We start from the raw sequence: 19162 nt of genomic DNA, 5'->3' as shown, positions 1-19162 counted from the left end.
GTACATGCGCCAGCTCATTGTTGTCCCGGCCGGATAAGGCAGACGAGGGCGTCGTCGGCCATGCTGTACCAGGCGTTTTTGCCCTCACGCCGCACAGCCACCACCCGGGCCGCGCGGAGAACGCGCAGCTGGTGGGAAACGGCGGATTGGCTCATGCCTACGGCCTCGGCCAGCTCGCTCACCCGCAGCTCGGCAATGGCCAGGGCGTTGAGAATGGCCAGGCGTGAGGGATCGGCCAGCGCCTTGAGCCGCTCGCTCAGACGGTGCAGCCCGGCGTCATCCGGCATGGACTGGCGGACGCTCTGGACGCGCTCCCGCGCCTCCTCCAGACTGGGAAACGGCGCGGCGTCAAACGGCCGGACCTCGTCCCCGGCGTGGAGCAGCGTGCTGGCCGAAGCTCCGTGCGCCCCTTCTGCAAAGCCGCCGGCCTCACCCGTCTGCCTGGGCTCTTCATCATCTCCCACGCCGTAGGCCAGCGTGGCGCGCTTCGTGTTCATGCTCTCCGCCCCCTCGTGTTCGGTTGGCAACCTGTGGCCTGATGCGAGCAGCCGTCTGTTTTCCGGTCAAAAAAAGTGTCGGTCATTTCGACGGGTTTTTCAACGGGCCGTGCGCATTGTTGCGCATTTCCCCGGAGCCCCGCATGTCTTGTTCACCTTCCCTGCGTGCAATTGCGCTGGAAACGTTGTATATTCGGACTCTGCGCCATTTCCGCGACAGCAGCCCAGGAAGCTGCTGCGGCTTCCCTGCGGCGCTGCAATTCTTCGCAAAGGAGATCCGCCATGCACACGCGTTCCCGTCTTCCGCTCCGTCTCTTGCTGGCATGCGCTTTTGCGTCGTGCCTCGTCGCCCTGGGTTGCGCCTCCAACACCGGGGGGAGCAGCTATATCAGCCGGACCAGCACCGTTACCGCATACCGGCTCAATGTCCGCGCCGATCCGTCCATCAACGCCCCTGTCCTGGATGTCATCAGCCGCGGCCAGAGCGTGGATGTGCTGAGCCGCCGCTACAACTGGATCAAGATCCGCACGCCCAACCACCATGTGGGCTGGTCGTATGGCGCGTTCCTCTCCGGGTTCAACATCCCCAAGCCGGAGTCCAAGGCGCCCGAGTACAAGGAAGCGCAACCAGAGAAGAAAGAGTCGGAGGAGCCCAAGAGCGAGCAGCCGCCCGTGGTGCTCTAGGCCCCCCCAGGCCGTTTATTTTTTGACGACTCGGCTCTCAGGCACAGAACGATCCCGGTCAACATGCCGGGATCGTTTCTTTTCTTTGCATGGTCCGCATCTTGCTTGCATTCCAGCAGGAATTCCAAGGATGCAACGCACAGAAAGGAAGTCTGGGAGGAGCCCATGAAATCCAAGGCATATGCACTACTCAACGAACGCGGCTCCGGCCGCATGAACCACGACCTGCGCTCCGCCGTGCTGGCCGGCGTCAAGGAAGCCGGGCTGCGGGACAAGCTGCTCAACGAGTACCGCGAGCTCGCCGGCGGGCTGCGCAAGCTCGTGGCCTTCGCAGAACGTTACAACCTCCCCGCGTCCATGACCGAGGAGGACCGCGCGGCGTACGCCGAGCTCATGGCGTCGTTTCACCATGCTGGCACGCGCGGCTGCATTCTGGCAGAGGAATGCCGCACCGCCGACGGCGTCACCTATCTCGCCACGGCTTTGGGCGAAGACGGCCCTGTCCAGTAGCGAGGAGAACGCCATGAACACTATCGATCAGATCAACGGCCCTGCCGGGTTGAACCGGCCGGACAAGAGCACCGAGCAGACGCAGGCCGCCAACAAAGCGGAACGCGACGCGGAAACCAAACAGACCGCTACCGCAGGAACCACGGACTCCGTGCACCTGCGCTACTCCATGACTCCGCCCACCGAAACGCTGGACGAAGAAAGCGCCAAGGCCATGGTGCAGCGCGTCCAGGCTGCCGGAGCCGAAGAGCTCACCGCTGCACACGGAGGCCTGGACCCGGAGCGGGTCTACAAGCTGCTCGGCCTATTGGGATGATCCCCGGCCGCAGCCGTCCAGAAATCAATCGGAAACCGCCCGGCTTCTGCAACTCAGGAGCCGGGCGGTTTTTTGCGTGGTGCCTTCTTTCGGTGAGCGCGGCAGGCGGCAGCACCACTGGACAGGTAGAAAGCGTACTCAGCGCACCTGCTTCAATTCGGCCTCGATGCCGTTGCCCGAGACAGTGATGAGCACGTAACCGCCGCCGCGGAGCGCGCCCGGATTGATGACCTTGGTCTTGCCCACGAAGTCCTCGGCCATGGACTCGTGGATGTGCCCGGTCAGGCAGACCGGCGGCTGCGTCCGCTCCAGAAAGGCGCGTACGGTCTGGCTGCCCACGTGGCCGCCGCCGGCCACGTCCGTTTTGGTGTTGACCGGCGGATTGTGCACCACCAGCAGCAAGGGGTCGAAGCCGTCGGCCTTGGCGTAAGCCGCGTCCAGCCATTCGCCGAGCTGCGCGTCCGAAACCTCGGACGGCGTGCCGAACGGCGTGTAGTTGGACATGCCTACGCCGAGAATGCCGGGCCGTGTTCCGGCCGGCGCATCACCGTCCTTCAACAGGGGCCGCGCCTGGGCATGGATGTTCACGCCCTGCTTCTCCAGAAAGCCGTTTACCTCCGGCTTGTCCATGTTGCCGAGCTGCGCAAAGACGTAGGGGTTGGCCGAACGCACGGCGTTCAGCACGTTGCCGGCCTGGGCCGGTCCGCCGCCGTTGGTCAGGTCGCCGCTGACGATGATCCCGTAGGCGTCTTTCAGCTCCGGGATGCGCGCCAGCATGTCCACATTGTCGTGCACGTCTCCCACTCCAACGAATATGTACTCGCTCGTGCCGCTCATGCCTCGCTCCTTGTGCGATTCCGGTTCAGGGGCCGGATTGTTGTCGGACCATTCTTGATTTTCCCAAAGCGCCGGCAACTTGGCAAGGATTCGGCCCGGTTTTCTCCTGCGCCACACCGTGCTACACAGGGTGCATGGCATCGCGCAGCTTCGGTCCCCCCGGCGCACACGCGTCCTCTGTTTCCGGCACGATCGGCAAGGATGAGCTGCGTCAGCGATTCCGGGCCATGCGCGCCTCCCTGCCAGCAGAGCAGTCCGCAGCCAAGAGCCGGCGCGCCCAGGAGCACATCCTGGACCTGCGGCACTGGCGCGAGGCCCAGACCGTGCTGCTCTATGTGGGCTGCCGCGGCGAGACGGCCACGGACCTGCTGCTGCAATCAGCCTGGCAGGAGCAAAAAACCGTGCTGCTGCCGCGCTGCCTGCCTGCAACTCCCGGCGAAATGGAGCTGGCCTGCGTTCGCTCGCAGCACGACCTCGCGCCTGGGCTCTACTCCATCCCGGAGCCCGACCCCACGACCTGCAGCCCGGTGGAGCCGGAGCGCGTGGACCTCATCGTGGTCCCGGCCCTGGCCTTCGACCGCCGCGGCTTCCGCCTGGGCCAGGGCGGCGGCTACTACGACCGCCTGCTCGTCTCCCAACCGTACACGAAAAGCCTCGCCATCGGCCTCGCCTTCGACTTCCAGGTAGTCCGCTCCCTGCCCGTGGACGGCTGGGACCGGCCCGTAGCCGCCGTTGCGAGCGACAAGGAACTGATATGGACGTGACCGGCATTCCGTTTGCCTTTCCGGGACTCGCGGACCGGGTGGGCTGCTTCTTCCAGACGCGCGAAGGCGGCGCGAGCATGGACCCCTTTGACGCGGGCAACATCTCCTTCACCGTGGGGGACGATCCGGCGGCCGTGCGCGCCAACCGCATGGCCCTGCAAAAACGACTCGGCTTCACCCACTGGGTCGAGGCAAAGCAGGTGCACGGGGTGGATATCCTGCTGGACCCGCCGCCCGGCGACATCGAGGCGGACGGCGAGGCCGAGGCCGACGGCCTGACCACGGCGGAGCCGGGCCGCGCCCTGGTCATCAAGACCGCAGACTGCCAGCCCGTGCTCATCGCCCACCGCGGCGGCGCCTTCGTGGCCGCGCTCCACGTGGGCTGGCGCGGCAACGCCCAGGAGCTCCCGCTCTCGGCCGTGGCCGCCCTGTGCGACCACTACGGCGTCTCCCCGGACAGCCTTGCCGCGGTCAGAGGACCGTCCCTGGGGCCCTCGGCCAGCGAGTTCACCAACTTTGACGCAGAGTTCGGCCCCGCATTCGAGCCCTATGTGGATCGCAACACCATGCGTGTGAACCTATGGAAGCTGACGCACGACCAGCTTGTGACAGCGGGAGTCCCGGCCGACAACATCTACGCCATCGACCTCTGCACCTTTTCCCTGCCACGTACTTTCTTTTCCTATAGAGCAGCGCGCACCAGCGGCCGGCACGCAAATCTGATCTGGCTGTCGTAATACATGGCAGGAGTGACAAAGGGCATCTGATTATTCGAACTTTGCTTTTCCAGAATGAATTGGTACAGTTTTTTTGTATGGAGACTGTCGTCCGATAATCCAGCCAGCCTCACCTCACAAGGAAGGACGCCATGGTCGCCGAAACACTGCTTGACCTGCGCAAGTTCGTTGCTCCGGAGTTCATCTTCGGCCACGGAGCCGCTTCCCTGGCCGGGCGATACGTTCACAACCTCAGCGCCAGAAAGTCCCTCGTCATCAGCGACCCGGGCGTCATGTCCAGCGGTTGGACAGACCATGTCTGCAAGAGCCTTGAGGAGTACGGCCTCGGGTACTCGATGTTCGTGGACGTCTCCCCCAACCCGCGCGACACGCAGGTGATGGCCGGAGCGGCCCGCTACGAGCAGGAGGGCTGCGACTCCATCGTAGCCGTGGGCGGCGGCAGCGTCCTCGACCTGGCCAAAGGGGTGGGCATTGTCCATTCCAACCAGCAGCACATTCTCGATTTCGAAGGCGTGGACGCCGTGCCTAATCCCGGCCCACCCATGGTCTGCATCCCCACCACGGCGGGCAGTTCGGCCGACGTCTCCCAGTTCGCCATCATCACGGACAGCGCGCACAACGCGAAGATCGCCATCGTCTCCAAAAGCGTGGTGCCGGACGTGGCGCTCATCGATCCCGCCCTGACCATGACCATGGACAGAAATCTGACGGCGCACACCGGCATGGACGCCCTGACACACGCCATCGAGGCGTACGTGTCCAACGCCAACTCGCCCATCACGGACCTCTTCGCCCTGGAGGCGGTGCGACGCATCACGCACTCCCTGCCCGCGGCCCTGGAACGCGGCAGCGACCTGGAGGCCCGCGCCGGCATGATGCTCGGCTCCCTCTACGCAGGCATCGCCTTTTCCAACGCCATCCTTGGCGCCGTGCACGCCATGGCCCACAGCCTGGGCGGCCTTCTGGACCTGCCCCACGGGGTCTGCAACGCCGTGCTGCTGGACTACGTCATCGACTTCAACTTCTCCTCGGCGCAGATGCGATACATTGAGGTCGGCAAGGCCATGGGCGCCGCAATCACCGACGACATGGAGCCCGACGCGAAGAAAGAGGCCGTGCTGGAGGCCGTGCAGCGGCTCAAACGCAAGGCCGGCATCACACAGCGCCTTGCGGACCTCGGCGTGAAGGCCGAGGACCTCACCTCCCTGGCCCAGCACGCATTCCATGATCCCTGCCTGGCGACCAACCCGGTCGCGGTGACCCCTGAAGAGCTCGAGGCGATCTATGCACAGGCGCTCTGACGGCAAATCTCCTCCAGACTCACCGGATGCGCTACGGGACAAGCTTATCGGGCTGGGCGAACGTTCCATCCGCAAGAGCTACTACCCCGAGCTGCAGAGCCGCATCTTCGAGCTCGAACGGTTCCGCGCGCTGCTGGACCAGACCAACGAGGCCATTTTCCTCGCCTCGGCCGAAGACGGCCTGGTGGTGGACTGCAACGTCTCGGCCTCCCAGCTGCTGCAACGGCCCGAGGAGGAGATCACGGGCAGCCCGTTCTCATCCATCCTGCAGCCCATCACCGAAGAGCAGATAGACGCGCGCCTGGCCAAGGCCGGAGACACAAGCCGGCTGCTGGACGCCATCGAGACAGAGCTGGAGCGCGGGGGCGAGATCATCCCGGTGGAGTTCTCCCTGCGCATCGTGCGCATGGGCGACGAAACATACGTGGTCGCCGTGGCCAGGGACATCACCGACCGCAAGCGCACGGAAGACGAGCTGGCTGCCATGAACCGCCGTCTGGAAGAGCTTGTGGAGGAGCGCACCCTGGATCTGGAGGCCAAGGCCAGGGAACTGGAGGAGGCCAACCGGCGGCTCACCCAGCTCGACGCCCTGAAGTCCAACTTCCTCTCGGCCGTGTCGCACGACCTGCGCACCCCCCTGACCGCCATTCAGGGCTTTGCCAAGATCATCGACAGGGACTTCAAGCGATCCTTCCTGGGCAACGCCGCCGAGTCCGCCAAGACCAACCTGCGGGCGAAACGCATCAGCGAGAACCTCGGCATCATCCACGAGGAGACCAGGCGGCTCACGCGGCTCATCTCCGACCTCCTGGACATCTCCAAGATCGAGTCCGGCACCACCGTGTGGAAGGACGAGGTATTCGACTTCGCCACCCTGGCGGAGCGGGCAGAGGAGGCTGTGCGCTTCCGAGCCAAGGCCAAACGATGCCGTGTGGAGCTGGATATCAACCTCAACACGCCGCTGATCGAGGCCGATCCGGACAGGATCATGCAGGTGCTCATCAACCTGCTCGACAACGCCGTAAAGTTCTCGCCGGGCGGCACGGTGCGGCTGCGGACGCGGGAGGAGCACAACGGCGGCGCCGTTCGGCTTTCTGTTGCGGATACCGGCCCCGGCATCCCGAAGCACGAGCTCTCCGCCATCTTCGATACCTTCCACCAAGCCAAGCGTGACGACACCCTGCCCGACGGCGTGGAGCGCGGGACCGGCCTGGGGTTGTCCATCTGCCGGGAGATCGTGGAGCACTACGGCGGGTCCATCTGGGCGGAGTCCGAGCTCGGACACGGCGCCACCTTCCATGTGGTGCTGCCAGCGGTCGCCAACGGAAGCCGCAAGGCTGGCGACATGACCGCCTAGGGCGCGGCAAACATCCGGGCCATCTCCCTACGCAACACAAGAGCACACGCGGCCAGGCTTCGGCGATGTCCATCACGCGCCGTGACCCGGCCGAATCGTCCATCCCCAGCCCTGGCGCGACAGCCGCCTCGGGCATCTTCCTTCCCATACATGGATGCCGGGCCGCCGGACGCAAAACAGCCGGCGCACCCTGCGCACAATCCGCCTTGCAACCTGTTGCATCTGGCGGACCGCGCTTCTGGATACGCCGGCCGTGTGTACTTGTATTTGATGAGGTTCGAGCGCCTACCAGGACAGGGCGACGTCGTTCTCCAGGCACATCTTGCCCTGGCCCTTGCACGGCGGCACCGGGTACTCGCCGGTGAAGCACGCCAGGCAGTAGTCGTCCGGCTTGGCGACCGAACCGAGAAGACCTTCGATGGACAGATAGTGCAGGCTGTCCAGACCGATGAAGCGGGCGATCTCGTCGATGTCGTTATAGGCGGCGATGAGCTCGCCTTTGGACGAGAAGTCGATGCCGTAGAAGCAGGGGAAGCGGATGGGCGGGCAGGAGACGCGCATGTGGATCTCGGTCGCGCCCAGCTCCCGCAGCTTCTTCACGCGGGTGCGGATGGTGGTGCCGCGCACGATGGAGTCGTCCACGATAAGGATCTTCTTACCCTTGATGAGCGACTTCACCGGGTTGATCTTCACGCGCACGCTGAAATCGCGCATGTCCTGCGAGGGCTGGATAAAGGTACGGCCCACGTAGTGGTTGCGAATCATCGCCGTCTCGTAGGGGATGCCGGACTCCTGGGCGTAGCCCACAGCCGCGTACATACCCGAGTCCGGGAAGGGCATCACGTAGTCGGCCTCCACAGGCGCTTCCCGCGCCAGGGCCTTGCCCATCTTCTTGCGGCAGTCGTACACGGTCTCCTGGAAAACGATGGAGTCCGGACGGGCAAAGTAGACGAGCTCGAAGATGCACTGCCGTCTGGGAGCCAGCTCGGCAAGCTGGTAGGACTTCACGCACTTATCCTCGATGACCAGCATCTCGCCGGGCTCGATGGCGCGGAGCATCTCGGCTTCCAGCAGATCAAAGGCGCAGGTCTCGGAGGCGATGACGTAGGAGTCGCCCACACGGCCCAGGGCCAGCGGCCGGAAGCCGTGGGGGTCCTTCACCGCGATGAGCTTGTTGTTGCACAGCAGGATGAGACTGTAGGCGCCCTTGACCTCGGCGCAGGCCGCGCTGACCGCCTCCTCGATGCTCATCTTCCCGTAGTTCTTGGCTATGAGATGGGTGAACAGCTCGGAGTCGATGGTGGTCTGGAAGATGGAACCCTCGGCCTCCATCCGCTGGCGCAGCTCCACGGTGTTGGTCAGGTTGCCGTTGTGCGCCACGGCGAGCTGCATGTCGCCGAAGCGGACGAGGAAGGGCTGGGCGTTGCGGATAAGCGACGCGCCCGTGGTGGAGTAGCGGATGTGGCCCACGGCGATACGGCCCTTGAGTTCCTTGCCCAGATGGCGCTCGTTGAAGACCTCGGGCACGAGGCCCATGCCCTTCTGCTCGCGGATGGTCTCGCCGTCCCAGGTGACGATGCCGGCCGATTCCTGGCCGCGGTGCTGCTGCGCATACAGGCCGAAGTAGGCCATGCGCGCAGCTTCTTGGTGGTCGTGGATGGCAAAGAGGCCGCAGTATTCCTTCTTCATGACGTCGTTTCTCTCGTAGTGGCTAGGACCCGGCCTGTCCGTAATGCTCCTGCAGGCTGGTGACCGTGTATCCCCTGCCCTGGCGTTCCTGCACGGCGTGGGCCATGGCCCGCGCGCCGGCCACCGTGGTGGCGTAGGGGATGTTGTAGAGCAGCGTTGCCCGGCGCAGGACCACGGAGTCGTGGACCGTCTTCCGGCCAGACGCGGTATTGATGACGAGTGCAATCTCGTTGTTCTTGATCTGGTCCACGATGTTGGGGCGTCCCTCGTGCACCTTGAGCACCGTCTCGGCTTCCACGCCGTTCTCGTTGAGGAACGCGGCCGTACCCCGGGTTGCGATGAGCTCGAAGCCCAGGCCGGCGAACATCCGCACCACCTCTACAGCGGCCGGCGTCTTGTCGCGCTCGTTGACCGAGACGAAAACCTTGCCGCGCTCCGGCAGGGTGTACCCGGCGGCGAGCTGGCTCTTGAGGAAGGCCAGACCGAATGTCTCGTCCACGCCCATGACCTCGCCGGTGGAGCGCATCTCGGGTCCGAGCAGCACATCCACGCCCGGGAAGCGGTTGAACGGCAGCACCGACTCCTTGACCGAGACGTAGCCGCCGCGGCGCATGGACCAGGGGTCCAGATCCTTGAGCTTCTCGCCCAGCATGATGCGCGTGGCCAGACGCGGCAGGGGCACGTTGGTGGCCTTGGAGACGAACGGCGCCGTGCGGCTGGCGCGGGGGTTGACCTCGATGATGTAAATCTCGCCGTCTTTGATGGCGAACTGGATGTTCATCAGCCCCACCACCCGCAGCTCCTCGGCCAGGGCCGCGGTCTGGCGCTCGATCTCCTTGACCAGATGGTCCGGGATGGTGTGCGGCGGCAGCACGCAGGCCGAGTCGCCGGAGTGGATGCCGGCTTCCTCGATGTGTTCCATAATGCCTGCCACATAGGTGTCAACGCCGTCGGACAGGGCGTCCACGTCGATCTCGATGGCGTTCTCCAGGAACTTGTCCACCAGGATGGGGTTGTCCTTCTTGGCGAGGCCGCCGGAGACGTGCAGCGCCTCCTCGAAGTAACGGTCCAGCTCGCTGTCGGAGTAGACGATCTCCATGGCGCGGCCGCCGAGCACGTAGCCGGGCCGGACCACCACGGGGTAGCCAATCTCCTTGGCAATGGCGCGCGCGCCCTCCACGCTGTAGGCCAGGCCGTTGGGCGGCTGGCGCAGCCCCAGCTTCTTGATCAGCGCCTGGAAACGCTCGCGATCCTCGGCGCGGTCAATGGAGTCCGGCGAGGTGCCGATGATGGGCACGCCGGCGCGCATGAGCGGCACGGCGAGGTTCAGCGGAGTCTGACCGCCGAACTGAACGATGACGCCGTCCGGCTGCTCGTTCTCGATGATGTTCATCACATCTTCGTAGGTCAGCGGCTCGAAGTAGAGGCGGTCCGAGGTGTCGTAGTCCGTGGACACGGTCTCCGGATTGGAGTTGACCATGACGGAGTCCACGCCCATGTCCTTGAGCGCGAAGGAGGCGTGGCAGCAGCAGTAGTCGAACTCGATGCCCTGGCCGATGCGGTTGGGGCCGCCGCCCAGGATGACGATCTTCTTGTTCGCGCCGGTGTTCAGTTCCTCGCCCGACTCGTACGTGGAGTAGTAGTACGGGGTGTAGGCCTCGAACTCCGCGGCGCAGGTGTCCACAAGGTAGTAGGTGGGCTCGATGCCCATCTCCTTGCGCAGGTCGCGGATATCGCCTGACTTGCGCCGCCAGAGCGAAGCGAGCTGGCGGTCGGAGAAGCCCATCTCCTTGGCCTTGCGCAGGATGGGGGCGAGCTCGGCGTCTTCCGGCGAAATCAGCTTGTTCAGCCCGAACTGACGCAGCTCTTCCTCGAACTGCACGATCTCCTCGATCTGGCGCAGAAACCACGGATCGATCCAGGTGCTTGCGTAGATCTCCTCCACGCTGGCGCCTGTGATCAAGGCCTCGCGGATCTGGTAGAGGCGCCTGGAGTTGGGCGTGCGGATGGCGGTAAGCAGCTCGTCCTTCCTGGCGGCGCGTTCCTCATCCGTCATCTCGCGGCCAAGGATGTCGAACTCCTTGCCCAGGCCGGGCATGCCGGTCTCCAGGGAGCGCAGGCCCTTCTGCAGCGATTCCTTGAATGTCCGGCCGATGGACATGGCCTCGCCCACACTCTTCATGGAGGTGGTGAGCACATCCTGTGCGCCGGGGAACTTCTCGAAGGTGAAGCGCGGGATCTTGGTGACCACGTAGTCGATGGTCGGCTCGAAGGAGGCCATGGTCTCCCGCGTGATGTCGTTGGGAATCTCGTCCAGGGTGTAACCCACGGCGAGCTTGGCTGCGATCTTGGCGATGGGGAAGCCCGTGGCCTTGGAGGCCAGGGCCGAGGAGCGCGACACGCGGGGGTTCATCTCGATGACCACCATGTCGCCGTTGTCCGGGTTGATGGCGAACTGGACGTTGGACCCGCCGGTCTCCACGCCGATGATGCCCATGATCGCGATAGATGCATCGCGCATCATCTGGTACTCGCGGTCGGACAGGGTCTGGGCCGGGGCCACGGTGATGGAGTCGCCCGTGTGCACGCCCATTGGGTCCAGGTTCTCGATGGAGCAGATGATGACGCAGTTGTTGTTCTTGTCGCGCATCACCTCCAGCTCGTACTCCTTCCAGCCCAGCCTGGACTCCTCCAGCATGACCTCGTGGGTCAGCGAGGCGGCAAGGCCCTGGGAGGCGATGAGCTCCAGATCTTCCTGGTTGTAGGCTACGCCGCCGCCGGTGCCGCCCAGGGTGAAGGCGGGCCGGATGATGATGGGGAAGGGTATTTCCCGACCGGCGCGTTTCACGTCGTCCATGTTGCGGGCAAAAATGGACTTGGGCACGGCCAGGCCGATGTCGGCCATGGCGGCGCGGAACTGCTCGCGGCTCTCGGCGCGCTGGATGGCCTGGAGGTCGGCGCCGATGAGCTCCACCCCGAACTTGTCGAGAACGCCGGCTTCGGCCACGGCCACGGCCGTGTTCAGGCCGGTCTGTCCGCCCAGGGTGGGCAGCAGTGCGTCCGGTCGCTCTTTTTCTATGATCTGGGCGACCACCTCGGGCGTGATCGGCTCCACGTAGGTGCGGTCCGCCGTTCCCGGGTCCGTCATGATGGTCGCCGGGTTGGAGTTGACGAGGATGACCTCGTACCCCTCCTCCCGAAGGGCCTTGCAGGCCTGAGTGCCGGAGTAGTCGAACTCACAGGCCTGTCCGATGACAATGGGCCCTGAGCCAATGAGCATAATCTTGTGGATGTCGGTGCGCTTGGGCATAGGCTGTACAAAAATGGGAAAAAGTCTTGCGGTTGAGGGCGTCGTTAAGGAATTTCACTGGATACGTCATCCGGCCGCGGCGGGCAAGCGGTTCGAAAAGCCCCGTGTCACGGCTGTTCCCGGCGGTCCTGAGGCTGCCCGCACCGCTGTGAAGTCGGACGTCCCCGATGTATACCGCCGTGCTCCGGCTGGCAACCGAATTCCCTTGCCAGCCCGCGGTCCTTGTGCCACCACTAGGTGCGACGACGCAACCCATTCTGGATATGGAGCAAATGTGACCACGCCTTCGTCGAATCGCTACCGCATCACCGAGAACATCGTGTCCGGCGCATTGCTCATCGCCATGCTCGTCGCGATCATCGTCTACGTCTGGCTGGCCTATCGGCTGACCATCCTCATTGTGCTCGTCACGGGAATCCGCGGCCAGATGGAGTACGCCGTCCTCGCCGTGGTCGGCGGCGTGGCCTTCCTGCTCTGGTGGCTGGTGGGGCTCAAGCTCTGGCGGCGGGGCATCAAGCTGCTTGACAAAATTGGCGACTACTACGACGCGAAACGCGCCGCCAACCAGGGAGACGACACGGCATGAGCCCTGCGACTCTGGAGATACTGGACCACGTCTACCCGGGCCTGGCCTTCTTCCTCGGCCTGCTGCTCGGATCGTTCTACAACGTCTGCGTGCACCGCTACCTGAGCGGCGAGTCTATTGTCTTTCCCGGCTCCAAATGCCCCAAATGCGACCACCCGCTCGCCTGGTGGGAGAACATCCCCGTCGTTTCCTTCCTTATTCTGCGTGGCAGGTGCCGCGCCTGCGCCAAGCCCATCAGCTGGCGCTACCCCCTGGTGGAGCTCGTCTCCGGGCTCTGGGCCTTTGGCCTGGCCCTGAAGTTCCCCCTGCACCTGACCACCGCCGCCTACTCCACCGGCTGGGAATGGTCCCTGGGCGTCTTCGGCGTGCACATGGTCATCGGCGGCATCCTCATCGTGGCCAGCTTCATCGACTTCGACTCCTATATCCTGCCCGATATCCTGACCCTGCCGGGCGCCGTGCTGGCCCTGGCCGGGGCGTACTTCGTGCTGCGGCCGGCCCTGGGCTGGCCCACCCTCACGGAGTCGCTCGTCGGCGCAGCCATCGGCGGCGGCCTCTTCTGGCTGCTGCAGTTCCTCTACCGTAAGCTGAAGGGCATGGAAGGCCTGGGCACGGGCGACATTAAGCTCATGCTCCTGCTTGGCGCGTGGAGCGGCTGGGCCTCGCTGCCCTTCGTCCTGCTCGCCGCCGGCGTCACCGCCATCTTCGGCTACATCGTGTACAACCGGATGAACCAGTCCGAAGAACCGACCATGGTGCCCTTCGGCCCGTTCCTGAGCCTGGGCGGCATGCTCTACGTGCTGTTCGGGGATTGGTACTGGGCGTACCTGGGTGGGGGGATGTAAGCGAACTTACTGAACTGAGATGGATATAACCTGACACCTGGGCCACCAAAAGGTTGTGGTCATGCCGTCCCTGGCTGGGTATCGATGGAGTTGCGAAGCTTCACGAACCCTTTCGAGGAGAACGCCATGACCACGAAACGCAAAGTAGCACGAAGGAAGATGAGTCTGCTAGAGCTGGCCACTGAATTGGGCAACGTCAGCAAAGCGTGCAAAATCATGGGCTATTCCAGGCAGCAGTTCTACGAGATCCGGCGCAACTACCAGACCTTCGGCGCCGAAGGTCTATTGGACCGCCTGCCCGGGCCGCGAGGCCCGCACCCCAACCGCGTCGACGAGGCTGTCGAGCAGGCCATCCTCGACTACTGCTTGGCTCACCCCACGCACGGGCCGCTCCGCGTCGCCCAACAGCTTGTCCTGCAAGGCGTCCAGGTCAGCTCCGGCGGTGTCCGCGGCGTCTGGAGCCGGCACGGCTTGCTCACACGCCACGAGCGGTTGCTGCGGCTGGAGAAGAGCGTGCGAGAGCAGCGTTTGGAGCTCTCGGACGAACAAATCCGCGTCCTGGAGCGCTTCAGTCCCGAGTTTCGCGACCGGCACATCGAGACGCGTCACACCGGCGACCTCGTGGCCGTGGACACCTTCTTCGTGGGCACGCTCAAGGGCGTTGGACGCGTGTATTTGCAGTCGGTTATCGACTGCCACAGCCGCTATGCCTGGGGCCGACTCTACACCACCAAGTTGCCGGTTACCGCGGTTCACGTGCTCAATGAGGACGTGCTGCCGTTCTTCGAGGAGCACATCGCGCGCATTTCGACGATTCTCTCGGACAACGGTCGCGAGTTCTGCGGTCGCCCGGACAAGCATCCGTACGAATTGTTCTTGCAATTAGAAGGGATTGAGCACCGGACAACGCAGGTTCGCCGGCCGCAGAGCAACGGCTTTGTGGAGCGGTTGCATCGGACATTGCTCGACGAGCATTTCCGCATCAAGGGCCGCGAGAAGTGGTACGAATCGGTGGAGGAAATGCAAGAGGATCTGGACAGTTACCTGAACCACTACAACCGGGAACGCACCCATCAGGGCCGCGGCATGGACGGCCGAGTGCCCTACCAAGCGTTCCTGGACGGCATCGTAACCGGCGAGGCAGAGGCAGAAGTAATCGAAGAAGCAGCGTAACCATCACCCCGCCAGGGGCGGAGTGTCAGGTGAATACTATCTCTGTACAAACTTACCAACTTTCCCTTCAACCTCGCGAACTATCGTTCCTCTATCTTTATACTGCCCGCGATAAAATGCACTGCCCCGTGTCGTTTTCCAACTAAATTTCATCGTGAGCTTGCTTTTTCTATCCTCCCTAGTATATTGATAACATAAAGTAACGTGTGGGGGAAGTATGAAACCTCTTAAGCTCTTCATTTTCTTCTACTTTATTATTTTGCTTTCGGCATGCCTATATTTAACTGGTCCATTCCTCGGACTTTGCGAAAACTCAGTACTTAAGGAATCCTACAGCATCGCCTTTGACACTATCGTCCCGCTGTTAGTAACTGATCAAGAATACCTTTGGTCTAACTGGGATACGTTTATAAGCATACTCATACCGCTATATCTAAGCATGTACCTCTCTAAAGAAAGAGGGCATCCCCGAAATATTTCTTTTGATCTTCTCGCGTTAACATTCTTATCTTTGCTGACACTCATTTTTGGCTATACATGTAGGTTAACGTATCTTGGTGAAGGGACTCAATGCGTAGGAGTAAATGTCCCTGATCGAATTAAATTTCTACTAGATTTCTCTCAATTTTCCATCAACTCTTCAGTGACTTTTTTGGGAGGGCTTTATGTTCCCAAATAAGTGTCTACCAATTCTCTTTATTTTTTCCATATGCATTTCTATCCTTGCAAATAATACGTTTGCTGCCACACTAGAGGTACACACCTCTTCATCTTCATCGTCTATAGATCTATCGGATATAAGTTGCTCAATAATTGTAGATCAGCTAAAAGTCGATGGCAATAAAATTGAAATACTCGTGAACGGCGATGCTGGAGAACTAGAAAAGGCGTTGACAATTACAGTAGAAGATTTTGACCCAAGCACCGCATACACTGTTACTCGAATAGAAGGGAAAATACCTTTCTTTAAAAATGATAGCAGTATTGACATGTACATTCACATCATCGACCAAAACGAACAAAAACAATTGTGGACTCCTCGAACATTAAATCAAGTTATTGTTGAAGAACTAGAACCAAGAGCATTATTTGTATACTATATTCACAGCCGGCTACTTGCACAGCAAGTCCTAGGAAAAGACCTTGTGCATATTCCGGATACGCGTGATGAAATTCGTGTTGTATACAATTTTTTGAGAGCTGCAAGAGAGTTATCTTATCAATTCAACATTCTAGCTGATAGCTTCACAAAAGACGCCACGAGCAGACTACGAGAATCTTCTCCAATCTATAATGAAGTTATAAAAGGCGCTGTCGGATTAGCCAACTACAGGCTCATCATGGACCAAATGAAGCAGCTCGATGGTGAGTATTATGCCCAAGCCTATAGAACAATTAAGTCTAAGAAATTCTCTAATTTTTCTTCTTATTGTAAGCTAATGCATTCTCTACAGAACTCATTGTATAAGCATACTTCAAACGAACTTTACGAGATCAATCAAAGTAAAAATGTACAACCTCTTGTCCTCACTGCTGTTTCAGATTGTATATACAAGTACATTAATGACAACAAGCTTGAAATAAGTTATAGTGAAGTTTTTGGCAATCAAGATAGATTAGGGCTTGTTCAAAAGCAACTCGGATATTTGTATAGCCCAATGCCAGGGATGCTATGGTCCGAGAGCTTAAAGGAAACTATTATTGACTCAAAGATCCACGACCTGGAGCGAACTTGCTCAACTTTGGAATGAGCACCCACCACTCTAAAACACCTCCTCTTCTGGCTACACCGCCAATATATTGCAACTATACAATTTTGCTTACCAGTTCCTGTTACGGTTCATAACTCCATCATTTGGCTTTCCCTTCGCCCGCCTCCATCACATGCAGCGCAGGCGCTTTGCCTTCCTTGTCCACGCCCGGGTACAGGGTGATGTGCGGGAAGGGGATTTCGATGCCGTGTTCGTCAAAGGCTTTTTTGAGCCGTTTGTTGAACTCGCGGCCGATGATCCATTGGGAGCCGGGTCTGGTTCGGGTGCGCGCGCGGATGATCACGGCCGAGTCGCCGAACTTGTCCAGGCCCAGGATCTCGATGGGTGCGAGGATGTCGCGGTTGTAGGCGTCGTCCCCCCGCATGTCTTCGTCCACGGCCTTGATGACCTCGACGACGTCGTCCACGTCCTCGCGGTAGGCCACGCCCAGGTCGAACACGTAGTAGGAGTAGCCCTTGGTCATGTTGGTGACCACATCGATCTGGCCGTTGCGGATGAAGTGCACGTTGCCCGATAGGTCGCGCAGCACGATGAGGCGCAGGGTAATGCGTTCCACCACGCCGGACTTGCCCAGGGTCTGAACCACGTCGCCCACGCGGACCTGATCCTCCAGCAGCATGAAGAAGCCGCTGATGAAGTCCTGTACGAGGTTCTGCGCGCCGAAGCTGACGGCCAGGCCGATAACACCGGCTGCGGCAAGGATGGGGCCGAGGTCGATGCCCATCTCCCCGAGGATCATGAGCAGCGCCACGACGAGCAGCGCCACCTTGAGCGTGAAGGAGATGATGCCGCGGGTGGTCTCCACGCGCTTGAGGTACTCGGAGTCGCGCCCCTTGCCGATGCGCTGGAACACACGCCGCGTGATCATGCCCACGATCTTGAGCGTGATGATGAGCAGGATGATGATGACGAGAATGCGCAGGCCGCCGGAGACGATCCAGGCCATGCTCTGTTCCCAGTACTTCTGCAGCATGTCAACGGCTACCTGGGCCTGTTGTTGGATATCTTCGTTCATGGGACGCGTCCTTTTGGTTGATGCGTAAAAACGATTCACAAGGGCAGGGTATTTTTAACAGCATACCAAAGACAAACCCCAAGGCAAGCTTGCGCGGCGGCGAAAGCCTTGTTACGTACCTTTCCATTCCGGAGCCCCTTGCGCTCCGGGCGCTTTATCCGGAGGAATCCCATGCTTGCCATTCTGGAATACAAGGCCGGCAACCAGACCAGTGTTCGCCGGGCCCTGGATCATCTCGAAATACCCAACATCATTACCGCCGACCCGGAGAAGATCGCCGAGGCCAAGGGCCTGATCTTTCCCGGCGTGGGCGCAGCCGGCTCGGCCATGGACGAGCTCCTCGCCACAGGCCTGGACCAGGTCATCAAGGACCACGTGGCCGCGGACAAGCCGCTCCTCGGCATCTGCGTTGGCTGCCAGATCCTGCTGGACTACTCGGTGGAGAACGACACGGAAGCGCTCGGCATCGTGCCCGGCGAGTGCGTCATGTTCCAGCCGACCATGAAGGACGAGAGCGGCGACCCCATCCGCATCCCGCACATGGGCTGGAACAAGGTGAACCTGGTCAAGGACTGCGTGCTGTTCGACGGCGTGGACCCGGACTCCGAGTTCTACTTTGTCCACTCCTACTTCCCCAACCCCAAGGAAAAGTACGTGATCGGCACCACCCGCTACGGACTGACCTTCTGCTCCGTGCACGGCGGTCCCGGACTCTGGGCCACGCAGTTCCACCCGGAGAAATCCGGCAGACCCGGCCTGCAGGTGCTGAAGAACTTCTACCGCTACTGCCAGGAGGAAGCCCGTGCTGAGTAAACGCATTATCCCCTGCCTGGACGTGCGGAACGGCCGTCTCACCAAGGGCATCAAGTTCAAGGGCAATGTGGACATCGGCGATCCCGTGGAGTCCGCGCGCATCTACTACGAGGAAGGCGCCGACGAGATCGTGTTCTACGACATCACGGCCTCGCACGAGGAGCGCAAGATCTTCCTGGACGTGGTCAACGAGGTCGCCTCCAAGATCTTCATCCCCTTCTCCGTGGGCGGCGGCATCAACACCCTGGAGGACATGCGCGCCGTGCTGCTGGCCGGCGCCGAAAAGGTCAGCGTGAACTCCGGCGCCGTGAAGAACCCGGATGTGATCAGCCAAGGCGCCGCGGCCTTTGGCGCGCAGTGCGTGGTCCTGGGCATGGACGTCAAGCAGGTGGAGAAGTCCGAGCAGATCCCCTCGGGCTACGAGATCGTGGTTCACGGCGGCCGCAAGTACACGGGCCTGGACGCCGTGGAGTGGGCCAAGACCGGCGAGGCGCTCGGCGCCGGCGAGATCTGCCTCAACTCCATCGACGCCGACGGCACCAAGGACGGCTACGAGCTGAACCTGACCCGGCTCATCGTGGAGAGCGTGTCCATTCCGGTCATCGCCTCGGGCGGGGCCGGCAACCCGCAGCACATGGCCGACGCCCTGATCAAGGGCAAGGCCACAGCCGCGCTCATCGCCTCCATCGTGCACTACGGCGAGTACACCATCCCGCAGATCAAGAAGGAGATCGCGGCCCAGGGCGTGAAGATGCGCATGGTCTGGTAGCGGGCTGATTGTTTTTGCTGGGAGCTGAAACGAAATGAAGGCGGCCGTCCCGATGGGGCGGTCGCCTTTTATTATAATAGGACATCGTAAATCATGCGCTCATATAAGGAAATAATAGCCTTAATGAACTGAGATGGATATAACCTGACACCTGGGCCACCAAAAGGTTGTGGTCATGCCGTCCCTG

The 19162-nt window shown here is 61.5% G+C and carries 18 protein-coding genes; 13 read left to right on the top strand and 5 right to left on the bottom strand.

From position 1 onward, the window contains the following. Window positions 1-14: 14 nt before the first annotated feature. Window positions 15-497 (bottom strand): ArsR/SmtB family transcription factor, encoded by a 483-nt coding sequence (locus E8L03_RS20905; protein WP_208738286.1) that lies wholly within the window; start codon window positions 495-497, stop codon window positions 15-17. A 282-nt stretch (window positions 498-779) separates the two neighbouring features. Between E8L03_RS20905 and E8L03_RS16480 the strand changes: the two genes are divergently transcribed. From E8L03_RS16480 to E8L03_RS16470, 3 genes are all read left to right on the top strand, one after another. After that, complete coding sequence (locus E8L03_RS16480) at window positions 780-1181, top strand: SH3 domain-containing protein (RefSeq protein WP_171267956.1); 402 nt, start codon at window positions 780-782, stop codon at window positions 1179-1181. Between the two features lie 165 nt (window positions 1182-1346). Continuing rightward, entirely contained in the window at window positions 1347-1691 is a 345-nt protein-coding gene (locus E8L03_RS16475) for a hypothetical protein (RefSeq protein ID WP_171267955.1), read from the top strand. A gap of 13 nt (window positions 1692-1704) precedes the next feature. Then, the gene (locus E8L03_RS16470; protein WP_144307199.1) at window positions 1705-2007 is read left to right on the top strand and encodes a hypothetical protein; all 303 of its coding nucleotides are present in this window, start codon (window positions 1705-1707) and stop codon (window positions 2005-2007) included. Between the two features lie 138 nt (window positions 2008-2145). Here E8L03_RS16470 and E8L03_RS16465 read toward each other — a convergent pair whose 3' ends face one another. Further along, window positions 2146-2844 (bottom strand): metallophosphoesterase family protein, encoded by a 699-nt coding sequence (locus E8L03_RS16465; RefSeq protein WP_171267954.1) that lies wholly within the window; start codon window positions 2842-2844, stop codon window positions 2146-2148. A 134-nt stretch (window positions 2845-2978) separates the two neighbouring features. Here E8L03_RS16465 and E8L03_RS16460 point away from each other — a divergent pair, with 134 nt between their 5' ends. The 4 genes from E8L03_RS16460 (at window position 2979) to E8L03_RS16445 (ending at window position 7003) form a co-directional block, all read left to right on the top strand. Next, the gene (locus tag E8L03_RS16460) at window positions 2979-3608 is read left to right on the top strand and encodes a 5-formyltetrahydrofolate cyclo-ligase (protein ID WP_171267953.1); all 630 of its coding nucleotides are present in this window, start codon (window positions 2979-2981) and stop codon (window positions 3606-3608) included. Further along, window positions 3599-4345, top strand: coding sequence for a purine nucleoside phosphorylase YfiH/LACC1 family protein (locus E8L03_RS16455; RefSeq protein WP_171267952.1), 747 nt, complete (start codon window positions 3599-3601; stop codon window positions 4343-4345). The genes E8L03_RS16460 and E8L03_RS16455 overlap by 10 nt, the downstream gene beginning before the upstream one ends. Before the next feature lie 131 nt (window positions 4346-4476). Beyond that, entirely contained in the window at window positions 4477-5646 is a 1170-nt protein-coding gene (gene ercA / locus E8L03_RS16450) for an alcohol dehydrogenase-like regulatory protein ErcA (RefSeq protein ID WP_144307195.1), read from the top strand. Then, a complete protein-coding gene (locus E8L03_RS16445; protein WP_171267951.1) occupies window positions 5630-7003 on the top strand; it encodes a PAS domain-containing sensor histidine kinase in 1374 nt (457 codons plus the stop codon). The genes ercA and E8L03_RS16445 overlap by 17 nt, the downstream gene beginning before the upstream one ends. 285 nt (window positions 7004-7288) lie before the next feature. Here E8L03_RS16445 and purF read toward each other — a convergent pair whose 3' ends face one another. Then, a complete protein-coding gene (gene purF, locus E8L03_RS16440) occupies window positions 7289-8692 on the bottom strand; it encodes an amidophosphoribosyltransferase (protein WP_144307193.1) in 1404 nt (467 codons plus the stop codon). 22 nt (window positions 8693-8714) lie between these two features. Continuing rightward, a complete protein-coding gene (gene carB, locus E8L03_RS16435) occupies window positions 8715-12002 on the bottom strand; it encodes a carbamoyl-phosphate synthase large subunit (protein WP_171267950.1) in 3288 nt (1095 codons plus the stop codon). 274 nt (window positions 12003-12276) lie between these two features. Here carB and E8L03_RS16430 point away from each other — a divergent pair, with 274 nt between their 5' ends. From E8L03_RS16430 to E8L03_RS16415, 4 genes are all read left to right on the top strand, one after another. Further along, window positions 12277-12588 carry a hypothetical protein gene (locus tag E8L03_RS16430; RefSeq protein WP_144307191.1) on the top strand — a complete coding sequence of 104 codons (312 nt, stop codon included), beginning with the start codon at window positions 12277-12279 and terminating at the stop codon, window positions 12586-12588. Next, complete coding sequence (locus E8L03_RS16425; RefSeq protein ID WP_171267949.1) at window positions 12585-13433, top strand: prepilin peptidase; 849 nt, start codon at window positions 12585-12587, stop codon at window positions 13431-13433. The genes E8L03_RS16430 and E8L03_RS16425 overlap by 4 nt, the downstream gene beginning before the upstream one ends. A 126-nt stretch (window positions 13434-13559) precedes the next feature. Further along, complete coding sequence (locus E8L03_RS16420; protein WP_171267948.1) at window positions 13560-14606, top strand: IS481 family transposase; 1047 nt, start codon at window positions 13560-13562, stop codon at window positions 14604-14606. Window positions 14607-15463: 857 nt separating this feature from the next. Next, window positions 15464-16357, top strand: coding sequence for a hypothetical protein (locus E8L03_RS16415; protein WP_144306358.1), 894 nt, complete (start codon window positions 15464-15466; stop codon window positions 16355-16357). A 100-nt stretch (window positions 16358-16457) separates the two neighbouring features. On the opposite strand, the gene E8L03_RS16410 is transcribed toward E8L03_RS16415, so the two are convergent. Further along, window positions 16458-17393 (bottom strand): mechanosensitive ion channel family protein, encoded by a 936-nt coding sequence (locus E8L03_RS16410; protein WP_144306357.1) that lies wholly within the window; start codon window positions 17391-17393, stop codon window positions 16458-16460. A gap of 171 nt (window positions 17394-17564) precedes the next feature. Here E8L03_RS16410 and hisH point away from each other — a divergent pair, with 171 nt between their 5' ends. Next, a complete protein-coding gene (gene hisH / locus E8L03_RS16405) occupies window positions 17565-18206 on the top strand; it encodes an imidazole glycerol phosphate synthase subunit HisH (RefSeq protein ID WP_144306356.1) in 642 nt (213 codons plus the stop codon). After that, the gene (gene hisF, locus E8L03_RS16400; RefSeq protein ID WP_171267947.1) at window positions 18196-18975 is read left to right on the top strand and encodes an imidazole glycerol phosphate synthase subunit HisF; all 780 of its coding nucleotides are present in this window, start codon (window positions 18196-18198) and stop codon (window positions 18973-18975) included. Before hisH ends, hisF begins: the two co-directional genes overlap by 11 nt. The last annotated feature ends 187 nt before the right edge of the window (window positions 18976-19162 follow it).

Source organism: Oceanidesulfovibrio marinus (assembly GCF_013085545.1).
Classification (GTDB): Bacteria; Desulfobacterota; Desulfovibrionia; order Desulfovibrionales; family Desulfovibrionaceae; genus Oceanidesulfovibrio; species Oceanidesulfovibrio marinus.
The sequence above is the reverse complement of the archived record's forward strand: the minus strand, read 5'-3'. Positions and strand labels throughout refer to the sequence as shown.